At 63.3% G+C, this 20,694-nt stretch carries 35 protein-coding genes and 1 pseudogene; 24 read left to right on the forward strand and 12 right to left on the reverse strand.

The genetic code is table 11. The features are described 5' to 3' along the window. Window positions 1-139: 139 nt before the first annotated feature. The 6 genes from BI344_RS25250 to BI344_RS25275 all read right to left on the reverse strand — a co-directional run bounded on the left by BI344_RS25250 (window position 140) and on the right by BI344_RS25275 (window position 2,817). On the reverse strand, window positions 140-691 hold the full coding sequence (locus tag BI344_RS25250) for a phage portal protein (RefSeq protein WP_241499326.1): 552 nt from the start codon (window positions 689-691) through the stop codon (window positions 140-142). Beyond that, window positions 679-825 (reverse strand): hypothetical protein, encoded by a 147-nt coding sequence (locus BI344_RS25255; RefSeq protein ID WP_241499327.1) that lies wholly within the window; start codon window positions 823-825, stop codon window positions 679-681. Before BI344_RS25255 ends, BI344_RS25250 begins: the two co-directional genes overlap by 13 nt. Next, window positions 822-1,061 (reverse strand): hypothetical protein, encoded by a 240-nt coding sequence (locus tag BI344_RS25260; RefSeq protein ID WP_241499328.1) that lies wholly within the window; start codon window positions 1,059-1,061, stop codon window positions 822-824. Before BI344_RS25260 ends, BI344_RS25255 begins: the two co-directional genes overlap by 4 nt. 24 nt (window positions 1,062-1,085) lie before the next feature. Further along, on the reverse strand, window positions 1,086-1,478 hold the full coding sequence (locus BI344_RS25265) for a phage terminase large subunit family protein (RefSeq protein ID WP_241499329.1): 393 nt from the start codon (window positions 1,476-1,478) through the stop codon (window positions 1,086-1,088). A gap of 98 nt (window positions 1,479-1,576) precedes the next feature. Next, window positions 1,577-2,548 carry a terminase large subunit domain-containing protein gene (locus BI344_RS25270; protein ID WP_241499330.1) on the reverse strand — a complete coding sequence of 324 codons (972 nt, stop codon included), beginning with the start codon at window positions 2,546-2,548 and terminating at the stop codon, window positions 1,577-1,579. After that, window positions 2,491-2,817 (reverse strand): terminase gpP N-terminus-related DNA-binding protein, encoded by a 327-nt coding sequence (locus tag BI344_RS25275; RefSeq protein ID WP_241499331.1) that lies wholly within the window; start codon window positions 2,815-2,817, stop codon window positions 2,491-2,493. The genes BI344_RS25270 and BI344_RS25275 overlap by 58 nt, the downstream gene beginning before the upstream one ends. 150 nt (window positions 2,818-2,967) lie before the next feature. Here BI344_RS25275 and BI344_RS12080 point away from each other — a divergent pair, with 150 nt between their 5' ends. From BI344_RS12080 to BI344_RS12115, 8 genes are all read left to right on the forward strand, one after another. Further along, complete coding sequence (locus tag BI344_RS12080; protein ID WP_071113199.1) at window positions 2,968-3,771, forward strand: GPO family capsid scaffolding protein; 804 nt, start codon at window positions 2,968-2,970, stop codon at window positions 3,769-3,771. 27 nt (window positions 3,772-3,798) lie between these two features. Beyond that, window positions 3,799-4,854, forward strand: coding sequence for a phage major capsid protein, P2 family (locus tag BI344_RS12085; RefSeq protein ID WP_071113200.1), 1,056 nt, complete (start codon window positions 3,799-3,801; stop codon window positions 4,852-4,854). Next, a complete protein-coding gene (locus tag BI344_RS12090) occupies window positions 4,851-5,525 on the forward strand; it encodes a phage terminase small subunit (RefSeq protein WP_071113201.1) in 675 nt (224 codons plus the stop codon). The genes BI344_RS12085 and BI344_RS12090 overlap by 4 nt, the downstream gene beginning before the upstream one ends. Window positions 5,526-5,621: 96 nt before the next feature. Further along, complete coding sequence (locus tag BI344_RS12095) at window positions 5,622-6,101, forward strand: head completion/stabilization protein (RefSeq protein WP_071113202.1); 480 nt, start codon at window positions 5,622-5,624, stop codon at window positions 6,099-6,101. Next, the gene (locus BI344_RS12100; protein WP_071113203.1) at window positions 6,101-6,313 is read left to right on the forward strand and encodes a tail protein X; all 213 of its coding nucleotides are present in this window, start codon (window positions 6,101-6,103) and stop codon (window positions 6,311-6,313) included. The genes BI344_RS12095 and BI344_RS12100 overlap by 1 nt, the downstream gene beginning before the upstream one ends. Before the next feature lie 5 nt (window positions 6,314-6,318). After that, window positions 6,319-6,588: a putative holin gene (locus BI344_RS12105; RefSeq protein ID WP_206600378.1), complete on the forward strand. Its 270-nt coding sequence runs from the start codon at window positions 6,319-6,321 to the stop codon at window positions 6,586-6,588. Next, entirely contained in the window at window positions 6,549-6,995 is a 447-nt protein-coding gene (locus BI344_RS12110) for a phage holin family protein (protein ID WP_206600379.1), read from the forward strand. Before BI344_RS12105 ends, BI344_RS12110 begins: the two co-directional genes overlap by 40 nt. Next, entirely contained in the window at window positions 6,986-7,786 is an 801-nt protein-coding gene (locus tag BI344_RS12115; RefSeq protein WP_071113205.1) for an N-acetylmuramidase domain-containing protein, read from the forward strand. The genes BI344_RS12110 and BI344_RS12115 overlap by 10 nt, the downstream gene beginning before the upstream one ends. On the opposite strand, the gene BI344_RS26150 is transcribed toward BI344_RS12115, so the two are convergent. Next, entirely contained in the window at window positions 7,756-7,950 is a 195-nt protein-coding gene (locus BI344_RS26150; protein WP_420912607.1) for a hypothetical protein, read from the reverse strand. The genes BI344_RS12115 and BI344_RS26150 overlap by 31 nt on opposite strands. Window positions 7,951-8,080: 130 nt before the next feature. Here BI344_RS26150 and lysC point away from each other — a divergent pair, with 130 nt between their 5' ends. Genes lysC through BI344_RS12135 form a run of 4 tightly spaced genes read left to right on the forward strand, consistent with a single transcriptional unit; the run spans window position 8,081 to window position 9,410 of the window. Then, complete coding sequence (gene lysC / locus BI344_RS26155; RefSeq protein ID WP_420837181.1) at window positions 8,081-8,341, forward strand: Rz1-like lysis system protein LysC; 261 nt, start codon at window positions 8,081-8,083, stop codon at window positions 8,339-8,341. Continuing rightward, window positions 8,338-8,553, forward strand: a complete 216-nt coding sequence (locus tag BI344_RS12125; RefSeq protein WP_071112861.1) for a TraR/DksA family transcriptional regulator — start codon at window positions 8,338-8,340, stop codon at window positions 8,551-8,553. The genes lysC and BI344_RS12125 overlap by 4 nt, the downstream gene beginning before the upstream one ends. After that, window positions 8,537-8,983 (forward strand): phage tail protein, encoded by a 447-nt coding sequence (locus BI344_RS12130; protein ID WP_071113207.1) that lies wholly within the window; start codon window positions 8,537-8,539, stop codon window positions 8,981-8,983. The genes BI344_RS12125 and BI344_RS12130 overlap by 17 nt, the downstream gene beginning before the upstream one ends. Then, complete coding sequence (locus BI344_RS12135) at window positions 8,970-9,410, forward strand: phage virion morphogenesis protein (protein ID WP_241499332.1); 441 nt, start codon at window positions 8,970-8,972, stop codon at window positions 9,408-9,410. The genes BI344_RS12130 and BI344_RS12135 overlap by 14 nt, the downstream gene beginning before the upstream one ends. A gap of 297 nt (window positions 9,411-9,707) precedes the next feature. Here the strand turns inward: BI344_RS12135 and BI344_RS12140 are convergent, their stop codons facing one another. From BI344_RS12140 to BI344_RS12145, 3 genes and pseudogenes are all read right to left on the reverse strand, one after another. Beyond that, window positions 9,708-9,983 (reverse strand): hypothetical protein, encoded by a 276-nt coding sequence (locus tag BI344_RS12140; protein WP_071113209.1) that lies wholly within the window; start codon window positions 9,981-9,983, stop codon window positions 9,708-9,710. Window positions 9,984-10,226: 243 nt separating this feature from the next. Beyond that, window positions 10,227-10,460 (reverse strand): hypothetical protein, encoded by a 234-nt coding sequence (locus BI344_RS23900; RefSeq protein WP_139166984.1) that lies wholly within the window; start codon window positions 10,458-10,460, stop codon window positions 10,227-10,229. Window positions 10,461-10,627: 167 nt separating this feature from the next. Continuing rightward, window positions 10,628-10,996 (reverse strand): annotated as a pseudogene (locus tag BI344_RS12145) (transposase); the annotation flags it as partial. Window positions 10,997-11,325: 329 nt separating this feature from the next. Here BI344_RS12145 and BI344_RS26160 point away from each other — a divergent pair. From BI344_RS26160 to BI344_RS12180, 9 genes are all read left to right on the forward strand, one after another. Further along, window positions 11,326-11,535: an aerolysin family beta-barrel pore-forming toxin gene (locus BI344_RS26160; protein WP_420912608.1), complete on the forward strand. Its 210-nt coding sequence runs from the start codon at window positions 11,326-11,328 to the stop codon at window positions 11,533-11,535. Continuing rightward, complete coding sequence (locus BI344_RS12150) at window positions 11,535-12,521, forward strand: aerolysin family beta-barrel pore-forming toxin (RefSeq protein WP_420912609.1); 987 nt, start codon at window positions 11,535-11,537, stop codon at window positions 12,519-12,521. Before BI344_RS26160 ends, BI344_RS12150 begins: the two co-directional genes overlap by 1 nt. 331 nt (window positions 12,522-12,852) lie before the next feature. Continuing rightward, window positions 12,853-13,044, forward strand: a complete 192-nt coding sequence (locus tag BI344_RS25815; RefSeq protein ID WP_277620446.1) for a phage baseplate assembly protein V — start codon at window positions 12,853-12,855, stop codon at window positions 13,042-13,044. A 37-nt stretch (window positions 13,045-13,081) separates the two neighbouring features. Beyond that, on the forward strand, window positions 13,082-13,522 hold the full coding sequence (locus BI344_RS12155; RefSeq protein WP_277620447.1) for a phage baseplate assembly protein V: 441 nt from the start codon (window positions 13,082-13,084) through the stop codon (window positions 13,520-13,522). Further along, window positions 13,519-13,875 carry a GPW/gp25 family protein gene (locus BI344_RS12160; protein WP_071113212.1) on the forward strand — a complete coding sequence of 119 codons (357 nt, stop codon included), beginning with the start codon at window positions 13,519-13,521 and terminating at the stop codon, window positions 13,873-13,875. Before BI344_RS12155 ends, BI344_RS12160 begins: the two co-directional genes overlap by 4 nt. 4 nt (window positions 13,876-13,879) lie before the next feature. After that, window positions 13,880-14,770 carry a baseplate assembly protein gene (locus BI344_RS12165; protein ID WP_071113213.1) on the forward strand — a complete coding sequence of 297 codons (891 nt, stop codon included), beginning with the start codon at window positions 13,880-13,882 and terminating at the stop codon, window positions 14,768-14,770. After that, window positions 14,767-15,333, forward strand: coding sequence for a phage tail protein I (locus tag BI344_RS12170; RefSeq protein WP_071113214.1), 567 nt, complete (start codon window positions 14,767-14,769; stop codon window positions 15,331-15,333). Before BI344_RS12165 ends, BI344_RS12170 begins: the two co-directional genes overlap by 4 nt. Further along, on the forward strand, window positions 15,330-17,123 hold the full coding sequence (locus BI344_RS12175) for a phage tail protein (protein WP_083370192.1): 1,794 nt from the start codon (window positions 15,330-15,332) through the stop codon (window positions 17,121-17,123). The genes BI344_RS12170 and BI344_RS12175 overlap by 4 nt, the downstream gene beginning before the upstream one ends. A 10-nt stretch (window positions 17,124-17,133) precedes the next feature. Further along, window positions 17,134-17,748, forward strand: coding sequence for a tail fiber assembly protein (locus BI344_RS12180; protein ID WP_071113216.1), 615 nt, complete (start codon window positions 17,134-17,136; stop codon window positions 17,746-17,748). Between the two features lie 29 nt (window positions 17,749-17,777). Here the strand turns inward: BI344_RS12180 and BI344_RS23910 are convergent, their stop codons facing one another. Then, window positions 17,778-18,044 carry a hypothetical protein gene (locus BI344_RS23910; protein ID WP_139166948.1) on the reverse strand — a complete coding sequence of 89 codons (267 nt, stop codon included), beginning with the start codon at window positions 18,042-18,044 and terminating at the stop codon, window positions 17,778-17,780. 40 nt (window positions 18,045-18,084) lie between these two features. Further along, window positions 18,085-18,513, reverse strand: a complete 429-nt coding sequence (locus tag BI344_RS12185; protein ID WP_071113217.1) for a helix-turn-helix transcriptional regulator — start codon at window positions 18,511-18,513, stop codon at window positions 18,085-18,087. Window positions 18,514-18,639: 126 nt separating this feature from the next. Here BI344_RS12185 and BI344_RS12190 point away from each other — a divergent pair, with 126 nt between their 5' ends. Genes BI344_RS12190 through BI344_RS12200 form a run of 3 tightly spaced genes read left to right on the forward strand, consistent with a single transcriptional unit; the run spans window position 18,640 to window position 20,689 of the window. Beyond that, window positions 18,640-19,812: a phage tail sheath protein gene (locus tag BI344_RS12190; RefSeq protein WP_071113218.1), complete on the forward strand. Its 1,173-nt coding sequence runs from the start codon at window positions 18,640-18,642 to the stop codon at window positions 19,810-19,812. A 15-nt stretch (window positions 19,813-19,827) separates the two neighbouring features. Beyond that, window positions 19,828-20,340 (forward strand): phage major tail tube protein, encoded by a 513-nt coding sequence (locus tag BI344_RS12195; RefSeq protein ID WP_071113219.1) that lies wholly within the window; start codon window positions 19,828-19,830, stop codon window positions 20,338-20,340. Window positions 20,341-20,392: 52 nt separating this feature from the next. Continuing rightward, entirely contained in the window at window positions 20,393-20,689 is a 297-nt protein-coding gene (locus BI344_RS12200; RefSeq protein WP_071113220.1) for a phage tail assembly protein, read from the forward strand. Window positions 20,690-20,694 lie beyond the last annotated feature (5 nt).

The raw sequence follows: 20,694 nt of genomic DNA on the forward strand, positions 1-20,694 counted from the left end.
CCCGCCGTTGCGGGGCTTCATCTTTGACATGCAACACGCTCACGTCTGCATAGCCAGCGCATACGGTCCAAACTGGATCACCTTCTCCCTGCCCACTCGTTGACCTCTCCAGCCGCATCATAGCGGCTTGATTTCGTTTTCATAAACACGCTGGCCGCCTTGTTGGCGTCGCCGAAGCCGCCGGTATTGCTGGGGATGACCCATCAGCTGCGGCGGCACCCGTGCGCCGCCAGCACGTCGTCACGGTGATGTTCTTGATGTTCAAGAACTCGTCCTTGGCCGCCACCTCCGCCAGCGGAATGATCTGTATCCCGTCCTTCTTGCCGTTGGGCGCGTACATGAACACGTTCCGGAAATTGCCCGGTCCCTTGCTGTCCTTCAGCGCCTTGCGCATCGCATCGACGTCCTCCTCTTTTTGCGCGGGGTCCGTCATGTACATGATGAAACCGGCGTGACTGCCATTCAGGTAATACTTGCGGCGGAACAGCGTGGCCGACTCGTTCAGCCAAGCCGATTGCAGCGCGGCCAGATATTCCGGCAGGCCGTACACCTCCTGATTGATATCCGGCTCCAGCAGGTGGAACACCTCGCCCAGCGCCTGCTCTTGATCGTAGCCCGGCACCCACCAGAAGCCGGCCAGGTCCTTGGCGCGCCGCACGTACTTGGCCAGCGCCGGCTTCAGCTCCAGCACCCCGCCCAGGCGGTGGCGCCGCTTTTCCAGATAGCCGTTGCCGAAACCAAGAAGTCCATCACCAGGCTGGCGAACGCCGCCCGGCTCAGCAGCGGATGGGGCTGGAAGGTGCTGACCAGCACATTGCGCTTCACCGCCAAGGCGCTGGCATGGTGGACATTGGCCCGCAGGCTGCGCGCCAGGCCGTCCCAGGCGATGGGCGGCTCATACCACTTGCCGGCGTCGGTGCATTGCAGTAATCCATGATCTCGCGCCGGTCCAGCATCGGCACCGGCTCGCCGAAGCTGAACGCCTGCATGCTGCCGGCCTCCGCCGGCGCGGCGGCCATCGTGGTGGATCGGACGGCGGGTTTCTTGTGGCGTCGGGACATTAGCAGAACTCCATGAAGCTGGAGTTAGCCGCGGTGGCCCCCTCCAGCGGTTCGTTGAATAGGGCGTGCATGGTTGCCCACGCCAGATCGGCGTGGCTGGTTTCTTCCGACGCCGGCAGCGAAGGTGATGGCGCGGCCGCTGGCGGTGGTGGTTTTCTTGATCGCCAGGAAGCTGGCGGCAATGTCGTTGTGGCTGGCGTCGAACTGGAGCCGGCCATTGTGGATCACGTCCAAGGCTTTCAGCACCAGGCGGGTTTTCACCTCCGGGCTGTACTGGAACCCCACCGCGTCCGGGCGGAACTGCTTCACCAGCTGGAACACCCCGGTCCCTAGGCCGGTGGTGTCGATGCCGATGTACGCGACGTTGAAGCGCTGGCACTGCTGACGGATGAAATCCGCCTGGCCGGCAAAGTCCATGCCTTGAACTGCGAGCGCTCCAGCACGCGAACGGGCCGCCCGGCGCGGCCGGCGGCGCCAGCACAACCAGCGCGGCGCTGTCGCCGGTATGGCTCGGGTCATAGCCCAGCCAGACCGGACGGTTGCCGAATGGCCGCGCGGCGAACGGCTTGTAGTCGTCCCACTCGTCCCAGGCATCCACCATGCAGCGTTGCAGCGCCGCGAACGAGAACACGCTGGCGCCGTCGTCGATGAACTGGCACATGAACAGCTGCCAAGAACTCTTCCGGGCTGTACTCCAGCCGCAACTGGTCCACATCGAACAGATCGCAGCCGCCGGCCAGCGCATCCAAGATGGTGACGATCTGGCGCCAGCGGCCATCCGGCCCGCGCCGCCGCCGGCCAGAGCCTGATGCGAGACATCGAGCCGGATGTGTTCGGCCTTGGGCCGGCCCTTGTTGAACGCCTCGCCGGTCCAGACCCGGTATGCCTCGTCGACATGGCCGAAGGGGTGGAGAAGTAGTCTGGCGGTATTGCTTCTGCGAGGCCATCGCGCTGGCCAGCTTGCGCAGTTCCAGAAAGCGCGGAATCCAGAAGTATTCATCGACATACAGATCGCCATGGCGGCCCTGGGCGGTGCGGCTGTTGGTCCCCAGGAAGCTGAGTTCCGCGCCGTTGCCAAGCTTGATTACCTCGCCCTTCAGCTCAACGCCGGCCACCTCTTTGACGAAGTCCACGATGTAGCTGCGGAACTGGAACGCCTGGGCCTTGGACGCGGATAGGAAAATCTGATTGCGGCCGGTCTCCAGCGCGGTAATCAGCGCCTCATGCGCAAAGTAATAGGTGGCGCCGATCTGGCGGGATTTCAGAATGTCGCGGATGCGCTCGGTTTGGCCGGCGCGATACCAGTTCTTCTGGTAGCCGTACATCCGGTCCATGAACGCCGCCACCAGCTGGGCTTGCATCTCCTCGCTGATCGCGTTTTTTTCGGGCGGCTTCTTCGGCCCGGCATTGCGCGCGGCGATGTTCGGGTTCAAATCGGTTTCGCGCCCGGTCTGCTGATACTTGCCCACCCGCGCCAGCCGCTCCACCTGGCGGCCGAGCAGGTCGATTTCCTTGAAGTCGATCCCTCCTTGCGCTCCTTCAGGATCAACTGTTGCAAGCGGGTTTCTATCGCGCAGCCGATGCGCTCCGCCGGGTCCGAGTCGTCCCAGCCGTCGCGTCGTTTCCAGCTGTGCACCGTGCTGGACTTCGCGCCCACATGCTCGGCAATGCGCGCAATGCGCCAGCCCTGCCAGTAGAGCGCGCGCGCCACTCGGCGCGGGTCCATATCGTCGGGAATCGGGAGTTTTGAGTTCATGCCGGGCAGTGTGCCGCGCGCCGGCCAGCCTTTCGCCGCCGGCCGGTTGTGCCGGTTCGCCACACAACAGCCACCGATGGCGGGCCGCCCGCGAGGGCTGGATTATGGGCGCATCGCCACCACCGACACCCTCGTAAGGACACCCAACACATGGCAAGAGCAAAGAAATTCCGCGTCGCCACCGAAGGCGCCACCACCGACGGCCGCAACATCGAACGCAGCTGGCTGGAACAGATCGCCGCCAACTACAACCCAGCCACCTACGGCGCCCGCGTCAACATGGAACACATCAAGGCCTACACCGCAGATAGCCCGTTCAAGCGCTATGGCGACGTACTGGAAGTCTCCACCGAAGAAGTAGACGGCAAGCTGGCGCTATTCGCCGTGATTGATCCCACCGACGAACTAGTGGCGATGAATAAGGCCCGGCAGAAGGTGTACTGCTCCATCGAGGTGAACCCCAACTTTGCCGACTCTGGTGAAGCGTATCTGGTGGGCCTGGCCGTCACCGACGACCCGGCCAGCCTGGGCTGCGAGATGCTGCAATTCTGCGCCCACGCCAAAGCCAGCCCGCTGGCGCGCTACAAGCAGCAGCCGGCAAACCTGTTCACCGAGGCGATGGAATTCACGCTGGAGCTGGAAGAAGAGAACAAGCCCAGCCTCAACCTGTTCGCCAGGGTCAAGGAACTGCTGGCCGGCAAGGGCAAGACCGACGCCGCCCAATTCGCCGACATCGGCCAGGCGGTAGAGACCGTTGCCGCGTCTCAACGCGACCTGCTGGACAAGTTCGCCACCCTGGGCCACCAGCAGGGGGAACTCCAATCCTTCAAAACCCAGCTGGCCACCCTCAGCGCCGACCACGCCGCACTGGTGCAGAAACTCAGCCAGCAGCCCAGCACCCAGCCGCGCACCACCGCCACCGGCGGCAACGCCGAAGTCGTCACCGACTGCTAAGCCCCCCAACACTACACCGGAGCCAAAATGAAGAACGCAACCCGCAACGCCTTTGACCAGCTGCTGGACCAGATCGCCAAGCTGAACAACGTCAGTACCCAAGCGGTCACCAAAAATTTCGCGGTTGCCCCGTCCGTCCAGCAGAAGCTGGAAAACCGCATCCAAGAAACCAGCGAGTTCCTGACCCGCATCAACATCATCGGCGTGGACGAGCAGGAAGGCGAAAAGCTGGGCCTGGGCCTGATGGGCACCGTGGCCGGCCGCACCAAGGTGACGCCGACCAACCCGCGCCGCCCGCGCAACCTGACCGACCTGAACAGCCAGCGCTACCGCTGCGAGCAAACCGAGTTCGACACCGCCATCCCGTATGCGCAAATCGATATGTGGGCCAAGTTCCCGGACTTCCAGACGCGCATCCGCGACCTAATCGTCAAGCAGCAAGGCTTGGACCGCATGATGATCGGTTTCAACGGTGTCGCCGCGGCGCCGCAGACTGACCGCGACAAATTCCCGCTGCTGCAGGACGTCAACAAAGGCTGGCTACAGCAGTACCGCGACAACGCCAAGGCGCGCGTCATGGCCAGCGGCGACAAGAAAGACGGCAAGGTGCTGGTGGGCCATGGCGGCGACTACGCCAACCTCGACGCGCTGGTGATGGACGCCGTGGCCAGCCTGATCGACCCGACCCTGCAGGGCCACCCCGACTTGGTGGTGATCCTGGGCCGCGACCTGCTGCATGACAAGTATTTCCCCATCGTCAATCAAGACCAAAAACCGACCGAGCAACTGGCCGCCGACATCGTCATCAGCCAGAAACGCATCGGCAATCTGCCGGCCGTTACCGTGCCCTTCTTCCCCGCCAGCACCATGCTGATTACCACGCTGGCCAATCTGTCGATCTACTTCCAGAACGGCAGCCGCCGCCGCCATCTGCGCGAAGAGCCGGACTTCAATCAGGTGGCCAACTACGAGAGCAGCAACGACGCCTACGTGGTGGAGCGCTACGAGGCCGGCTGCGTGATTGAAAACATCGAGCAGCTGCCGCCCCCGCCGCCGCAAGCAAAGGACGAGGCCGACAAATGACCAGCCCCGCCCGCGCCCACTTCCTGCGCGTGACGGCGGCCGAGGCTTCGGCTTCGGCCGCCGGCGGGCTGGAACACTGCACCGGCTATGAGCTGATGCTGCACAAGCTGGCCGAGGACCGCCGCCGCCTGAAACAGGTGCAGTCGATGGAACGCAAGGCCGAGGTCAAGCGCGAGATCCTGCCCGACTACCTGCCGTGGGTGGAGGGCGCGCTGTCCGGCGGCAAGGGCCAGCCCGATGAAGTGCTGGTGACGGTGATGCTGTGGCGCATCGACGCCGGCGACTACGGCGGCGCGCTGGACATCGCCGAGTACGTGCTGGCGCACGGCCTGCCGCTGCCCGACCGGTTCAATCGCACCACCGCCACCACCATCGCCGAGGAAATCGCCGACGCCGCCAAGCGCGCCCGCGTTGGCGGCGAGTCTTTTGCTTGCCAGGTGCTGACCTACACCGCCGAGCTGACCGACGGCCACGACATGCCCGACCAAGTGCGCGCCAAGTTGCACAAGGAAAGCGGTCTGGCCATCGAGGCCGCCGACCCGGCCGCGGCGCTGGAACATCTACGCCGCGCCCAGCAGCTGGACGGCAACGCCGGCGTCAAAAAAGACATCGAGCGCGTCATCCGCACCCTGAAAAACACTGTCCCGCCGCCCGATGGCGGCGAGGCATAACCGAGCGACCCCGCGCGACTGACGGCAGGGGGTGGACGCCAGGCATTGCGCCGACAGCCGAAGCCCCCTCCACCGTCACCCAGCCCAGGACACACAATGATCATCAACAGCACTGCCCCGGCCACCGCTGCGCCCATCGCCAACGATGACCAGCCGATCAAGGCCGCTTACTTCTGGCCGGAGATCGACCCGGCCCACGCCCGCGCCGCCATGCGGCTGGACGGCACCGTCACCGCGCCGCGGCTGCGCCATGCGCTGGTGGAGGCCGTCGCCGGCGTCAATCAAGAGCTGAGCGGCTGGCGGCAAATCCGCACCGCCGCCGGCGCCAGCCAGCTAGCCGAGGTGGCGGCCGAACAAATCGACGGCGAGTCGGTGCTGGTGCAGCGCTGGCGCCGCGCGGTCTACGCCACCGCCGCCGCCGAGCTGGCCGAGCGCTACCGCAGCTTTGACACCACCGGCGCCGGCCGCCAGCGCGCCGACGATCTGGACAGCACCGCCGACGACCTGCGCGCCGATGCCCGCGCCGCCATTCGCGCCATTTTGGCGGTGGGCCGCGCCACGGTGGAGCTGATCTGATGCGCGCCATCCGCGCCGACCAGGGCGACACCGTGGACGCCATCGCCTGGCGCGCCTACGGCACAACCCGCGGCGTAGTGGAGCGGATTCTCAGCGCCAACCCCGGACTGGCCGACCTGGGCGCGGTGCTGCCCATGGGAACGCTGGTGCAGCTGCCCGACTTGCCGACCGACCCCGCGCCGGCGCAAACCCTCATCAACCTATGGGACTGAATCACATGGCCGAACCCGTAAGCAGTACCGCCACCACCGCCACCCTGGCCGCCGTCGCCGGGCTGGCCCTGTTCCCCGGCATCGACGCCGCCACCGTTTTGGGAGCCTTCGCCGGCGCCGCGGTGTTCGTGCTGAGTTCCGACAGCCTGGGCCTGGCCAAGCGCGCGATGTTCTTCATTGCCAGCTTCATCGCCGGTTGTCTGGCCGCCGCCTCCGTCGCCGGCCTGCTGGCCAAATGGATGCCGATCGAGGCGAGCCCGGCGTCGGCGCGCTGATCGCCGCCGCCCTAGCCGTCAAGGTCTTGCTGTACCTGATCCGCCTGGCCGACGACCCGGCCAAGGCGTTGCGGCACGCTGAAAGGGGGCGGCCAATGATCGCCCATGCCCACATCGTGCTGGCCGGCGCCCTCGCCTTGGTCCTGCTGGCCTTCCAGCGCGGCGACAGCCAGCACCGCCCCATTGCCAGCCTGTTGGCTTACCTGCTGATCGTCGCCGCCGGCGCGGTGGCGGTGCTGCGCCTGTTCGGCCTGCCGCAGCTGGCCGACGGCCCGCAGCTGTTTCTCAACGCCGTATGGCTGCTGGCGTTGCTGGCCCAGCGCGGCAACGTGGTGGAGCTGTTCCGCGCCAGCGGCCCGCGCCAATCGCGGCTGGCCATCCTGCTGAGGAGGGAGACATGGATCTGATCTTGAAGAAGGGCGACCACGGCCAGGCGGTGCAAGACCTGCAAGCCCAGCTCCGCGCCCAGGGCGCAGCGCTGGCGATAGATGGCTGGTTTGGCGAAGCCACCGAAACCGCCATCGCCCAGGCGCAGCGCCGCGCCGGGCTGGTGGTGGACGGCATCGCCGGCCGCAAGACCTTGGCGGCGCTGCGCGGCGTACGCGACCCGCGCCGGCTGACCGAAGCCGACCTGCAGGCCGCCGCCGAGCGCCTGGGCGTGGCGCTGGCCAGCATCAAGGCTATCCACGCGGTGGAGTCGCGCGGCAGCGGATTTCAGGCCGATGGCCGGCCCGTCATCCTGCTGGAACGGCATGTCGCCTACCAGCGCACCGGCGTCGCCCACCAAGATGCGGCACAGCTGGCCACCCGTTATCCGGCCATCTGCAATCCCGCCCGCGGCGGCTACGCCGGCGGCGCGGCCGAGTGGGTGCGCTTCGCCAGCCTGGCGGCGGTGGCCGGCGACCTTGTCGCCATCGAGTCTTGCAGCTGGGGGCTATTCCAGATCATGGGCTATCACTGGCAGCGGCTGGGCTACGCCAGCGCCGCAACATTCCGCGCCGCGATGGAATCGGGCGAGGCCGCCCAGCTGGAAGCCTTCGCCCGTTTCATCGAAGCCGAGCCGGCGCTGCTCAAGGCCCTGCAGGCCAAGCGCTGGGCCGACGTGGCCAAGCTCTACAACGGCCCGGCCTACAAGGAAAACCTCTACGACAGCAAGCTGGCGGCGGCCTACGCCCGCGCGGAAAGGCTGAGCGCATGATGGCCGCCCTCGCCCGCCGCTTCGCCGGCACTCTGCTGATCGCGCTGGCGCTGCTCGCCGGCTTCACACTGTGGCAGCAGCGCGACCAGCTCCAGCGCCAGGCCGCAGAGCTGGCCACCGCCACGCAAGACAGCGCCCGCTTGGCCACGCTCAACCAGCTGCAAGCCGAGCAGCTGGCGGCCCAGGCTATCGACATCAAGTTGCAGGCCGCCGCCAGCCGCGAGCTGGCCGAACAGGTGGCCGCCCTATCCCGCAAACACGCCGCCGCCGCGGCCAAACTGGAGGCCGCCATCCATGCCACGCCTGCCGCCGCTGCCTGGGGCAGCGCTGCTATTCCTGCTGACCTTGCCCGCCTGTTCGACACCACCGCGCCAGCCGGCGCCGCGCCCGCTGCTGCTGCAACGCTGCCCGGCGGTGACGGCCTGTCCGCTGCCGGCGCTGGCGCCAACCACCAACCAGCAACTGGCCGACAGCTGGCAGCAGCACCGGGCGGCGCTTGAATCCTGCGCCGCGCAGATCGATCACATCATCCATTGCCAACAGAACACGCCATGACCGATTTCTACGACCGCGCCCAGGCGCTGGAACAACTCCAGCGCGATGCCGCGCTGGCCCGCCAGCTCGCCAACATCACCCACCGCGCCAGCCTCAGCCATTGCGAGGATTGCGCCGAGCCGATACCCGACGCCCGCCAGCGCATCGTCGCCGGCTGCTCGCGCTGCGTGCAGTGCCAACAGGAGTTCGAACGCTATGAACAAGCCCGCTAGCCTGCGCCAGGCGCTGGAAGCGGCGCTGCCGGAGCTGCGCGACAACCCCGACCGGCTGCTGATGTTCATTGAAGATGGCGGCATCGTCGCCGCCCCCGGCCGGCTGTCGTTCGGCTATCGCTACACCGTCAAACTGATCGTCACCGACTACGCCGGCCACCTCGACCAGCTCATCATCCCGCTGCGCGGCTGGATCGAAGCCAACGAGCCGCCGCTGATCCAGAACCCGGAACGGCTGGAAAAAGGATTCCGCTTTGAAGCCGAGCTGACCAGCCTAGCCGCGATGGATGTAGAGATCACGCTCCAACTGACCGAAGGGGTCAAAGTTCAGACAGAGGCAGACGGCAGCATTACCGCCACCCACCGCGGCGAGCCGCCCGAGCCATGTGCCTGGGATATCACGGTGAAAAATGAACATGATGCAGCTTGAAACCGAGCTGTCCGGCCTGTTGCAGCGGGTGGAGCCGGCGGCCCGCCGCGCGCTGGCCCGCGACATCGCCAAAGCGCTGCGCGCCAGCCAGCAGCAACGCATCCGCGACCAGCTCAACCCGGACGGCAGCGAGTTCACGCCACGCAAGCCGCAATTCCGCGCAAAGAAGGGCAAAATCCGCCGCCAGATGTTCAGCAAGTTGCGCGCCGCCAAGTGGCTGAAGGTGGAAGCCACCACCAACGGCGCCGCCGTTGCTTTCGTCGGCCAGGTGGAACGCATCGCCCGCGTCCATCAATACGGCCTGCGCGACCGCGTCAGCCGGCGCAGCCGCCGCGAAACGCAATATCCGGCGCGCGAGCTGCTGGGCTTCGCCGCCGCCGATATCGAAGTCATTCACGACCAGGTGCTGGCCCATCTGTGCAAATAGCTCAGACTACGCTGCAATCCTCATCCAATGTCAACATCAGGGATGTCTGTAAACTGTGGCCTTCGCCAAGCATTAGCTCTTACATATATTGATTGTAAAATAGCTCAAAAGGTCCTCATAAATAATGAGGGCCTTTCTGTTTTTTCGGCGCACTATTTGCATGATCATGACTCCATAAACCCAGGTCCGCCCAATAGCGGACTGCCAGGTTGAGAATAGAACTCGACTCAAAAGTAGCCTGTACGATAACGCATCCAGAATTCATTTTACAAATCGGAAAAAGTGAGATTTTTATAGTCAATCGTCAAAATCCAACTCCATGAAATTATCCTGCTGCCCACAAAGCTCATCTTCAACCTCACTTGCATTTCGCCCAATATCTAACAGGTTATCGCTATAAAACTGGTCCAATAAAGACTCGAATTCATTATCGCCAGGTTCATAGGTATCGAGATAGGACATTTCATGGCCAGCGGCACCATCATAGCTGGATGATTCATTGTGATCATATTGTGCTTGGGGCACCATCTCTCTGGTAACTCCAACTTCCATATGCTTGGCAAAAGTGCTCATAGCATTACTCCAACAGTCCTGCAGCGCCAAATGGCAAGCCACTAGGTGTGAGCAAGATAATTTTCACACATCAAATAGTCTGTTCGACAACTAACGTATAAAAATTCTCACCGGTTACCTGAACGACATGGGCCTACCGACTCCCTATGAAATAGTTCCAAAAACTCCATCAACAATCCACTAGCCTCTTCATAGCTCATTCCATAGCGCAACTGCAGCAAACGAATGAAGCTATTCATTTCATCATCCACAGTTACTTGGCTTTTTAATACTGGACTTACGACAGATTCGCTCATACTCACCCCCACATTCATCCAAGAAAGCTTTAACTTGATTTTCAGCCTCTTCTCGCGTAAGGCCATAGCGCATCTGCACTAAACAAATCAGCCCTTCAAAATCGCCACCTGCAATATATGACTCATCTGCAAGCAAGGACTCGCCGGAGGTGATTTCTACCTTATGTTCAGGGTCATTCATGACTGCAACTCCTTCTACCCTTGCTGTTTACACATATGAGGCTAATAGTATTGATCAACTTCCAAATAGTATGTGCGCAAATCAACACAGTGCTAACAAATTAAAAACCCGCCGAAGCGGGTTTAGACTCGCTAACAAAACCTGTCGATAAATCGCAGACAGATCCATTAGAAGGCCAGCTTGAGCAAGGCGTAATGTGTATCTAACCGCCGCTCGAAACCGATTCTCAGCTTGCCGAAGCTCGCTAGCCAAGAATGGGTACGCTCCACCACCCAACGGTTGCGACCCAGCCTCTCGCTGCTTTCAACTCCGCGACGGGCAATTCGCACCAAGATTCCGCGCCGGCTCAGGTGTTCACGGCAACGGCGGTAGTCATAGCCTTTGTCAGCATGCAGCTTGTAAGGCTTTTGTCTGGGCCGTCCTGGCAAACCAGGAACGGCAGGAATCGCATCGACCAAAGCTTCGAAGACCATGGAGTCGTGTCGGTTGGCCCCGGTCATGCTCAGCGCCAATAGCACACCTCGGCGATCTTCAATGCAAATTGGATATTCTTGGCATTTACAAAAATGTGTTAATTATTGTTTCTAAAAATTACATCAAGACAGTAGGATGGTACTGCAGGGTAGAGTCATTGCTCTACCCCACCCGGGGGAGCCGCAGCAAAATGTTCCTCCTATGCATAAGACGGGCCGGTTTATCGAGCCTAGATAATAAGTAAGGTCTTTCATTACATCTTCCCAAGGAGGAGCAGAGCATGAAGCTTGGCCAAGTCATCCTACCCGCAGCCGCGATATTCTCGCTTCATCATCCAGCCGCGATGAGCGCGGACACCGTCCCGCAATTCAGCGATGTGGTATTTAACGAGATGTCAGTCGACAACGAGTCGACGATCCGCAAGATCGTGACTTCGGACAGTTTTTTCAAACCGTGGGCATCCTTAGCGCATTACCTTGGCTATGGCTGGACTGGGGGAATACCAACCAGAACACCGCTGTGGGCAAGGAGTTCGACTACCAGCGAATCGATACCATGCTGGATAACCTGGCATTGCCGGATACCAAGTACCGCTACATGATGAAAGCCAAATACGATCCAAACGGTCCCGGCGGCTATTGGGCGGACAAGCGTTTCAGAATGGCGTTTTCCAATATACAGTGGATGATGGGGCCAGAGGATATGAAGCTGGAGGCTCCCCAGCTGTACAACAAGAAGCCGATCAAGGTAGTAACCGTGCTGCTGGAGAACTACAGCGACCAATCCGATACCGGGGTGGCTAATCTCAAATACGACTCTACGGTAAGCTGGTCCAAGGCCGACAAGGTCGCGGTCAGCGGCAAGGTAACGCTGACCAACAAGTACAACGCCGGCTTGCCCTTGATCGGCGGGGTCGAGTCTTCGGTTGCGGTGGAGATCGCTCCGGCGCCGACTGGACCACCACCAATGGCACCAGCAGCACCACCTCGCAAACCGCCGAATATCGGGCGGTATTGCCGCCTAAAAGCAAAGGCTGATCACGCTGACGCTGTTCGAGCAGAAGGCCAATATTCCTATGCTTCGAACATGTTCATGACTTACGAGGCGGAGCTGTATAACTTCCTGCGCTACAGCGACAATGCGCTCAATGGCCATCCATCGGACCGCAGATTCTACCTGGCCAAATTTGGCGGCAAAGATGGCCTGACTGGCGCGCAGGATCTACTGTCGCAATATCTGAATCCGGAAACGTCGAAATGGGATTGGCCGTGGGCTGTCAATCAATATTCGCGCAGCACCATCGAATATTATATTGGCGCCATCGCCAAGCGGAAATTCAAGCAGAAATTCACCGGGGTGTTCACGGCGATAGATTCCACCGGCTATACCATCAACGCGGGCCCGGTGGAACCGCTGCCGGCCCAGGCGGCGCCAGGGGCGAATGTGGCGCGCAGCCCGGCCATAACCAGCGGGATCCGCTATACGGTGTTGAGCGATATGAAAGATATCGCCGGCAGCGTGAAGAACCTGCGGTTCACTTTAAACAAGGATCAGGCCAAGCCTTCCGCGGTCTCTCCGTTCAAGTAGGCTCACTGCCTTTTTCAGGGAGCAGCCACACGTCGCCGATGCCGTCCGCTTGAGAAAGTGGGCGGTTTTTTTAAAGTCGTTAACAAAACCTCAGGCTGTCGCTTGTAAGTCGCTGATCTGCCATGTACGCCATTGCGCAGAATATAGGTTTTGTTAGCAAGTCTTAATAATGCAGAATAAATTTAAAATACCTCAACGATCTGGGTGCAATTCCTAACAACTGATTAAAATTTCATGTAAGGCGAAATTCGACCCGTCTCAAGGTTGTGCCATCTCGCCACACAACACCCACCCCGCGACACCCCATGCCGGCCCGTGCAAACTGCCCGGCATGGACGATTACGCAGACCTCTCCCGCCGCATTGAGTCGCTGATCCGCCTGGGCACCATCGCCCAGGTGGATCACGACGCCGAGCGCGTGCGCGTGCAATCCGGCGACCTCACCAGCCACTGGCTACCCTGGCTCGCGCCGCGCGCTGGCCAGACTCGCGACTGGAGCCCGCCACCGAGGGCGAGCAGGTGATATTGCTCTGTCCAGCGGCGACCCGGCGACCGCCATTGTGCTGCTGGGCCTGTATTCCGATCAGCGGCCGGCGCCCTCCCACAGCCCCGACGAACATTTGCGCGTCTACCCGGACGGCGCCCGCATCCTCTACAACCACGCCGCCGGCGCGCTCAGCGTGTCCGGCATCCAGACCGCCACGGTGCAGGCCGCCGTACTCGTCACCGTGAGTTGCCCGGAAACCGTCATCACCGGCAACGTCACGATCCTGGGCCGCTTGACCGTGCTGGGCGACGTGATAGCCAGGGCGAAAGCTACCGTGTCCGGCCTGTTCAGTTACCTCGCCGGCATGGCGGGATCGGGCGGCGCCGGCGGCGCGTCCACCACCATCAGCGGCAACATCAACCATAGCGGCGGCGCGTTGTCGTCCAACGGCGTGACGCTGCACAGCCACACCCACCCCGACCCGCACGGCGGCAATACGGAGCCACCCCGATGAGCAGCTACACCGGCATGGACGCCGCTACCGGCCGCGCCATCCACGATGACGACCACATCCGCCAATCCATCGCCCGCATCCTCACCACCCCGCGCGGCTCGCGCATCGAGCGGCGCGAGTTCGGCAGCATCCTGCCGGACCTGATCGACCGCCCGCTAAACGGCAAGACCCGCATGCAGGCGATGGCCACCACCGTCATGGCGCTGGCCGCCTGGGAGCCGCGGATAGAACTGACACGCGTCCTCTTGCAGACCGGAACCGGCGCCGCGGCTGGCGCGCTGACCATCGACATCGACGCCAGGCGCCGGGCCGGCGGCCAGCCGCTGCAATTTGCCATTCCCTTGAGGAACTGACCGCATGGCCATAGACCTGACCCGCCTGCCCGCGCCGACCATCGTGGATGCCATCGATTACGAAACTCTGCTTGAGGCCTACAAATCCGGTTTTCTTGCGCGGGTCCCGCCTGAGCAGCGCGCGAGCTACGCCGCCGCGCTGCAACTGGAAAGCGAGCCGATCACCATGGCGCTGCAGCTGGCCAGCTATCGCGAAATGCTGCTGCGCCAGCGCGTCAACGAAGCCGCCCGCGCCAGCCTGCTGGCCTACGCCGCCGGCGCCGATCTCGACAACCGCGCCGCAGACTACGGCGTGCAGCGGCTGCTGATCCAGCCAGCCAACCCGAACGTCACCCCGCCGACCGAGGCGCTATGGGAAGACGACAGCCGGCTGCGCTATCGCTGCCAGATGGCGCTTGAAGGGCTGGCCAGCGGCGGCCCGCGCGGCGCGTACTTGTTTCATGCCTTGAGCGCCAGCGCCGAGGTGCTGGATGCCGATGTGGATACCCCGGCCGGCGGCGTGGTGCGGGTGTGGCTGCTGGGCCGTGACGGCATCGCCAGCCCAGCGCTATGCGATGCCGTCGCCGCCGCGTTGAGCGCCGAGGACGTGCGTCCGCTGTGCGACACGGTGCAGGTCTGCGCCAGCCAGCCGCTGGCATTCGCTATCGATGCCCGCATCCTCTACCAGCCAGGCGGCGAGGCCGCCAGCGGCGGACTGGCCGGCGCCCGCGACCGACTGGACCGGATGCTTGCCGAGCGCCGCAAAATCGGCGGCAGCGTGCCGCGCTCCGCCATCGACGCCGCATTGCATGTGCCAGGCGTGGACCGCGTCAGCATCGCCAGTCCGGCGGCGGACGTGCTGTGCGGCGTTGGCCAGTTTCCCGACTGCGCCGCCATCACGGTGACGCCGCAATGAGCCGCCAACTGCTGCCGCCCAACCGCACGCCGCTTGAAGCCGCGCTGGCCGATGCCTGCGCGCTGACGCTGGACCCGTCGCCGATTCGTGGCCTGGCCGACAGCCGCCGCTGCCCGGCGCCGCTGCTGCCCTGGCTGGCGTGGTCCCGCAGCGTGGCAAACTTCGACGCCGCCGCCACCGAGGAGCAACAACGCGCCCTGATTGCCTCCGCCGTCGCCGTCCACCGCCGCAAGGGAACCCTCTCGGCCGTGCGCCAGGTGTTCCGCGACCTCGGTCTGGGCGAAGTGCGAATCAACGAGGGCAACCACCACTACCAGGCAGACGGCGAACTGGTGGCGGATGGCTTCGGCACCGCAGGCGATCCCGCCGGCTGGCCTGAATACCGGGTGCAGATCGACAAGATGCTGAGCCTGGAGCAGGCCGCCGCTGCCCGCAGAATTCTCAATGATGTGACCCCGGCACGTTGCGTGCTGTGGGGCTTGGACTTCACCGGCGCCACACTGATCGCCAACGGCTACGCCAGCGCCAACGGCGCCTATACCGCAGGAGTGATACGAACATGACAGCCCTTCCCATCCCCGCTACGCCCGGTTGGCCCGGCATCACCCGCTACGAGGTAACGGAGCGATTGCTGGGCGGCGACGGCGGCCCGCTCAACCGTGCGCCGTCCGAGTTGCTGGAGCGCACCGAGTACCTGAAGAAGCAGATAGACGACATCGTGTCCGGCGCGCTGGTGGCCGAGTACGCCGACCGCCTCAAGACCCCGCGCAACCTCGCTATGACCGGGGATGGTAGCTGGAGCGTGACGTTCGACGGCAGCGGCAATGTCAGCGGCGCGCTGACGCTGGCAAACAGCGGCGTGACCGCCGGTAGTTACGGCATGGTGACGGTGGATGCGAAAGGCCGCGTGGCAGCTGGGCGACAGATGACGGCGGCGGACGTGCCAGCGCTGGACTGGAACAAGATTGCCAGCGGCAAGCCCACCACCCTCGCCGGCTACGGCATCGCCGACGCCGCCAGCAAGGTCGAATTGCAAGCCGCCATTGATGGCGTGGTGGCCGGTGCGCCCGGCGCGCTCAACACCCTGCAAAAGCTGGCGGCGGCGCTGGGTAATGACAGCAACTATGCCGCCACCATCACCAAGCAATTGACGAGCAAAGCCGACAAAGCCAGCACCTTGGCCGGCTACGGCATCGCCGACGCCGCCAGCAAGGCCGAATTGCAAGCCTCCATTGATGGCGTGGTGGCCGGTGCGCCCGGCGCGCTCAACACCCTGCAAAAGCTGGCGACGGCGCTGGGTAATGACAGCAACTATGCGGCCACCATCACCAAGCAATTGACGAGCAAAGCCGACAAAGCCAACACCTTGGCCGGCTACGGCATCGCCGACGCCGCCAGCAAGGCCGAATTGCAAGCCGCCATTGATGGCGTGGTGGCCGGTGCGCCCGGCGCGCTCAACACCCTGCAAGAGCTGGCGGCCGCGCTGGACAATGACGCCAGCTTCGCCGCCAACCTGACCAAGAAGCTGGCCGGCAAAGCCGACAAAGCCAGTACCTTGGCCGGCTACGGCATCGCCGATGCATTTCCACTGCGGGCGGACATTGCATCGGCGGTAGATCTGGACACCCTCACTATCACCGGCATTTACCACAACCCCGCCAACGATAATGCGATCAAGGGCAAGAATTGGCCCTGCCCACAGGCCGGCCAACTGACCGTGAGGGCGACCGGCGAGATGGTCTATCACACCTATCAGGCGTTTGCCGATGGGGGATTCTGGCACCGCTGCCGCTATCAGGGCCGCTGGACTGTGTGGCGCCAGCTGGCGGATGCCGCCACCACGCAGGATGGCATCACCGCCGCCGCGCCGCCTGGGCAGATTGCCTATTTCGCCCGCGACACGCCGCCGCCGGGCTGGATCATCTGCAACGGCGCGCAGGATGTATCGCGCACAACCTACGCCGCACTGTTTGCGGCCATTGGTGAGCGATTCGGCGCTGGCGATGGCAAAACCACATTCGGCGTGCCAGATCTACGCGGCGAGTTTATCCGCGGCTGGGATGCTGGGGGCGGTGTAGACGTCGCCGGCCGCAGTTTTGGTAGCCGTCAGGCCTCTCAGAATCTGGCACACGATCACGCCATCCCGACACCGGCAGGCAATATTGCCGGCCAGGACACTGTCCTCGTGGACAATGGCGGCGCGCCGCTGGATTTGGGCGCGCGGCAGGCGTCAAATGAATTGTTGGGAGAGTGGAACGGCAGCGGCAGGTATTTGCGTTACGCGACATACAGCACCGGCGGCAACGAGTCCCGGCCCCGCAACGTCGCGCTGCTGGCCTGCATCAAAGTCTGAGGGGGCACCAATGAACGAACAAAAAATAGTGTATTGCTACAGCGCCGCGACCGGCGAATGCACCGGGCAAACCACGGCGCAACGCTCGCCGCTGGATGTGGACGAGGTCTATCTGATTCCCGCCTGGGCGGCAGAAGCTGCCCCTCCGGCGGCCGGCCCGCGCCACGCGGCCGCCTGGCGCGCGGCCGACGGCAGCATCCCCGCCCATTGCATCCTGGGTGGCGGCTGGCAGCTGCTGCCGGATTGGCGCGGCGTGCCGCTGTGGGATACCGCCACGGCGCAGCCGATTGTCGCGCAGTTGGGTGACACGCCGGAGACGCTGGGCGCGACCGAGCTGCCGCCGCCGCCGTTTGGCGTGTGGGATGGCATGAGCTGGAGCGTTGACCAGGTCGCCGCGTTGGCCGCACAGCGTGCCGCAGTCGAAACGGAAATCGCCGCGCGGCGCGGCCAGGCCGATGCGGCCATTGTGCCGCTGCATGATGCGGCTGACCTGGGCATGGCGACGCCAGCTGAAGCCGAACTGTTGGCCGCCTGGCGGCGCTACCGGGTGGAGCTGTCCCGAGTGCAGCAGCAGCCAGGCTACCCGGCCGCAGTCAATTGGCCGGCACCGCCAGCCGCACTATGACAAAGCCCCGCATTCGCGGGGCTGTTTGTTTATGCCGCCTTGCCTTGCGGCGGTGGCCGTTTGCCGATCTGATCGACTTCAAATCTCAGGGCGGCGACGGCCGCATCCGAGATAAACCCAATCGATGGGTCATCGTGATGGGATGCCAGGGTGTGGCCGATTTTATCTAGGCAGCAACAGAGATTTTCTAGGGTGTCGCGCGGCGAGGTTCCAATAAGGGGATTCAAATGAATAGCTTCAGAGCGATTGCGCATTTTCTTGCCTTTTAGCTTTTGCTTTTGGGTGAAAAATTCCAAAACAGTATTTTTATGGAATTTCTCGCGGCTGCATATTGGCTTAATCGCCAATACGCTGCATAACATCAGGCAAAAATATGTGCGCGATGAGTAAGCGGGCATCCAGCCGCTTGTCTCCCGCCGCCGGCTTAAGCCCCAGTTTTTTCATGGAGTTTTCGACATGGGCGCGGATGGTGCGCTCGCTGATGTCCAGCATTTCCGCCGCCCGGCGGTGGCTTTTCCCAGCGGCAATAAGTAAAACTACGGATACCTCGGAATCGGATAGCTGGCCCAATTGCCGGGCCTGCACGCTGTCGCGCAATGCCGCATCCGCCAACAGCTCGCGCAAATCCACAGCCATCCCGGCCCGCATATGCAGCGGCACATCCTGCCGGGCTATTTTCTCCAGCATGCTCAACAACGACAGCATATCCCTCGCGTCCGCTTGTTCCAGAAATTGATGGACCAAGGCGGAGACGGGAAACGGCATGAGCAATTACGTGAAAATACGGATTATTTCATCCTAGGTTGTGCCGTCCTTCCACACAACAAGCGTCAGCTGACCAGACAGATTTAGCGCGGCAACATGCTCAGAACCTCACCCGGAGACTGAGACATGCCCCAGGATTACCACCATGGCGTGCGCGTGCTTGAAATCGCCAACGGCACGCGCCCCATCCGCACGATTTCCACCGCCGTCATTGGCATGGTCTGCACCGCAGACGATGCCGACCCGGCCGCCTTCCCGCTCGACACCGCGGTACTGATCACCGATGTTCAGCGCGCCATCGGCCAGGCCGGCAGCAAAGGCACGCTGGCCGCCAGCCTCGACGCCATCGCCGACAACGCCAGCCCGCTGGTGGTGGTGGTGCGGATCAAGACCGGCAAGGACGAGGCCGAGCAAAACGGCCTCGTCATTGGCACCACCACCGCGGCCGGCCAATACACCGGCCTGAAAGCGTTGTTGTCTGCCCAGCAGCGCGTCGGCGTGCGTCCGCGCATCTTGGGCGCGCCCGGCCTGGACACGCTGCCGGTTGCCACCGAACTGGCGGCCATCGCCGTCAAGCTGCGCGCCATGGCCTATATCAGCGCCTGGGGCTGCAAGACCAAGGAAGACGTCGCCGCCTACCGCGCCAACTTTGGCCAGCGCGAGCTGATGCTGATCTGGCCGGACTTCCTGTCCTGGGATAGCGCCGCCGGCAAGGATGCCATCGCGCCGGCCACCGCCCGCGCGCTGGGCCTGCGCGCCGCGCTGGACGAGTCCGAAGGCTGGCACAAGACGCTTTCCAACGTCGTGGTGCAAGGCGTCAGCGGCATCAGCCGCGATGTGTATTGGGACTTGCAGAACCCGGCCACCGACGCCGGCTACCTCAACGAAAAAGGCATCACCACCCTGATCCGCCGTGAGGGCTTCCGCTTTTGGGGAAGCCGCAACTGCTCCAGCGACCCGCAGTTCCCGTTCGAGTCGTCCACCCGCACCGCCCAGGTGCTGGCCGACACCATCGCCGAGGCCCATATGTGGGCGATGGACAAGCCGCTGACGCCGGTACTGGTCAAGGACATCGTGGAGGGCATCAACGCCAAGGGCCGCGAGCTGGTGACGGCCGGCTATCTGCTGGGCTTCCGCGCCTGGTACGACGAGAGCGCCAACGACAAGGAAGGACTGAAGACCGGCAAGCTGGCCATCGACTACGAATACACCGAAGTTCCGCCGCTGGAAAACCTCACCTTCCGCCAACGCATCACCGACCGCTACCTGATGGACTTCGCCGCCCAGGTCAACCGCTAACCCCAGGAGAACCCCATGGCAGGACTGCCGCGCACCCTGCGCAAATTCAACGTATTCAACAACCGCAAAAGCTTTGTCGCCGAATGTCTGGAAGTGAAGCTGCCCAAGCTCGCCATGAAGACCGAGGAGTACCGCGGCGCCGGCATGATCGGTTCCGTCGATCTGCTCAAGGGCATCGACAAGCTGGAAATGGAACACACCTACAGCGGGCCGGTTGAAGAAATCGTCGCCAGCTTCGGCGCCGACAAACACGACGCGTCAGAGCTGCGCTGGATGGGCAGTTATGCCGATGAAAGCGACGGCAGCGACCACGCGGTGGAAGTCGTCGCGCGCGGCCGCCACAACGAGCTGGACCTGGGCGACGCCAAGGCCGGCGACAACGGCAGCTTCAAAGTGAAAACCAGCCTCAGCTATTTCAAGCTGGTGGTAAACGGCAAGGAATGGATGGAGCTGGATGTGGTGAACGACGTGTTCAAAGTCATGGGCGTGGACCGCCAGGCCCAGCACCGCAAAAACGTAGGTCTGTAACTCACCCTCACGGCCTGCCGCCGGCGGGCCGACACACTCCATAGGAATCATCATGAGCGAAAACACCATCACCCTGGACACCCCGATCAAGCGCGGCGACAGCGAAATCACCGCCATCGAACTGCGCAAGCCCGGCGCCGGCGAGCTGCGCGGCGTCAACCTCACCGACGTCCTAAATGTCGATGTCGATGCCCTGCACAAAGTGCTGCCGCGCATCACCAGCCCGGCGCTGACCATGCAGGACGTAGCCAAGCTGGACCCGGCCGACCTGCTGAAATTCGGGCAAATGGTGGCATATTTTTTAGTACCGAAATCGCAGAAGCAGGACAACCCATTCCCGCAAGCGTAGACGAC

It is taken from the genome of Chromobacterium sphagni, from assembly GCF_001855555.1.
Lineage (GTDB): Bacteria > Pseudomonadota > Gammaproteobacteria > Burkholderiales > Chromobacteriaceae > Chromobacterium > Chromobacterium sphagni.

Excerpts from the sequence above, each read along its gene's own strand:
- BI344_RS25260 (WP_241499328.1), bottom strand. The coding sequence starts at position 1,061 with ATGTCCCGACGCCACAAGAAACCCGCCGTCCGATCCACCACGATGGCC.
- BI344_RS25265 (WP_241499329.1), bottom strand. The coding sequence starts at position 1,478 with ATGGACTTTGCCGGCCAGGCGGATTTCATCCGTCAGCAGTGCCAGCGC.
- BI344_RS25275 (WP_241499331.1), bottom strand. The coding sequence starts at position 2,817 with ATGAACTCAAAACTCCCGATTCCCGACGATATGGACCCGCGCCGAGTG.
- BI344_RS12080 (WP_071113199.1), top strand. The coding sequence starts at position 2,968 with ATGGCAAGAGCAAAGAAATTCCGCGTCGCCACCGAAGGCGCCACCACC.
- BI344_RS12085 (WP_071113200.1), top strand. The coding sequence starts at position 3,799 with ATGAAGAACGCAACCCGCAACGCCTTTGACCAGCTGCTGGACCAGATC.
- BI344_RS12090 (WP_071113201.1), top strand. The coding sequence starts at position 4,851 with ATGACCAGCCCCGCCCGCGCCCACTTCCTGCGCGTGACGGCGGCCGAG.
- BI344_RS12095 (WP_071113202.1), top strand. The coding sequence starts at position 5,622 with ATGATCATCAACAGCACTGCCCCGGCCACCGCTGCGCCCATCGCCAAC.
- BI344_RS12100 (WP_071113203.1), top strand. The coding sequence starts at position 6,101 with ATGCGCGCCATCCGCGCCGACCAGGGCGACACCGTGGACGCCATCGCC.
- BI344_RS12105 (WP_206600378.1), top strand. The coding sequence starts at position 6,319 with ATGGCCGAACCCGTAAGCAGTACCGCCACCACCGCCACCCTGGCCGCC.
- BI344_RS12110 (WP_206600379.1), top strand. The coding sequence starts at position 6,549 with ATGGATGCCGATCGAGGCGAGCCCGGCGTCGGCGCGCTGATCGCCGCC.
- BI344_RS12115 (WP_071113205.1), top strand. The coding sequence starts at position 6,986 with ATGGATCTGATCTTGAAGAAGGGCGACCACGGCCAGGCGGTGCAAGAC.
- lysC (WP_420837181.1), top strand. The coding sequence starts at position 8,081 with ATGCCACGCCTGCCGCCGCTGCCTGGGGCAGCGCTGCTATTCCTGCTG.
- BI344_RS12125 (WP_071112861.1), top strand. The coding sequence starts at position 8,338 with ATGACCGATTTCTACGACCGCGCCCAGGCGCTGGAACAACTCCAGCGC.
- BI344_RS12130 (WP_071113207.1), top strand. The coding sequence starts at position 8,537 with ATGAACAAGCCCGCTAGCCTGCGCCAGGCGCTGGAAGCGGCGCTGCCG.
- BI344_RS12135 (WP_241499332.1), top strand. The coding sequence starts at position 8,970 with ATGATGCAGCTTGAAACCGAGCTGTCCGGCCTGTTGCAGCGGGTGGAG.
- BI344_RS12140 (WP_071113209.1), bottom strand. The coding sequence starts at position 9,983 with ATGAGCACTTTTGCCAAGCATATGGAAGTTGGAGTTACCAGAGAGATG.
- BI344_RS23900 (WP_139166984.1), bottom strand. The coding sequence starts at position 10,460 with ATGAATGACCCTGAACATAAGGTAGAAATCACCTCCGGCGAGTCCTTG.
- BI344_RS26160 (WP_420912608.1), top strand. The coding sequence starts at position 11,326 with ATGTCAGTCGACAACGAGTCGACGATCCGCAAGATCGTGACTTCGGAC.
- BI344_RS12150 (WP_420912609.1), top strand. The coding sequence starts at position 11,535 with ATGAAAGCCAAATACGATCCAAACGGTCCCGGCGGCTATTGGGCGGAC.
- BI344_RS25815 (WP_277620446.1), top strand. The coding sequence starts at position 12,853 with ATGGACGATTACGCAGACCTCTCCCGCCGCATTGAGTCGCTGATCCGC.
- BI344_RS12160 (WP_071113212.1), top strand. The coding sequence starts at position 13,519 with ATGAGCAGCTACACCGGCATGGACGCCGCTACCGGCCGCGCCATCCAC.
- BI344_RS12165 (WP_071113213.1), top strand. The coding sequence starts at position 13,880 with ATGGCCATAGACCTGACCCGCCTGCCCGCGCCGACCATCGTGGATGCC.
- BI344_RS12170 (WP_071113214.1), top strand. The coding sequence starts at position 14,767 with ATGAGCCGCCAACTGCTGCCGCCCAACCGCACGCCGCTTGAAGCCGCG.
- BI344_RS12175 (WP_083370192.1), top strand. The coding sequence starts at position 15,330 with ATGACAGCCCTTCCCATCCCCGCTACGCCCGGTTGGCCCGGCATCACC.
- BI344_RS12180 (WP_071113216.1), top strand. The coding sequence starts at position 17,134 with ATGAACGAACAAAAAATAGTGTATTGCTACAGCGCCGCGACCGGCGAA.
- BI344_RS12185 (WP_071113217.1), bottom strand. The coding sequence starts at position 18,513 with ATGCCGTTTCCCGTCTCCGCCTTGGTCCATCAATTTCTGGAACAAGCG.
- BI344_RS12190 (WP_071113218.1), top strand. The coding sequence starts at position 18,640 with ATGCCCCAGGATTACCACCATGGCGTGCGCGTGCTTGAAATCGCCAAC.
- BI344_RS12195 (WP_071113219.1), top strand. The coding sequence starts at position 19,828 with ATGGCAGGACTGCCGCGCACCCTGCGCAAATTCAACGTATTCAACAAC.
- BI344_RS12200 (WP_071113220.1), top strand. The coding sequence starts at position 20,393 with ATGAGCGAAAACACCATCACCCTGGACACCCCGATCAAGCGCGGCGAC.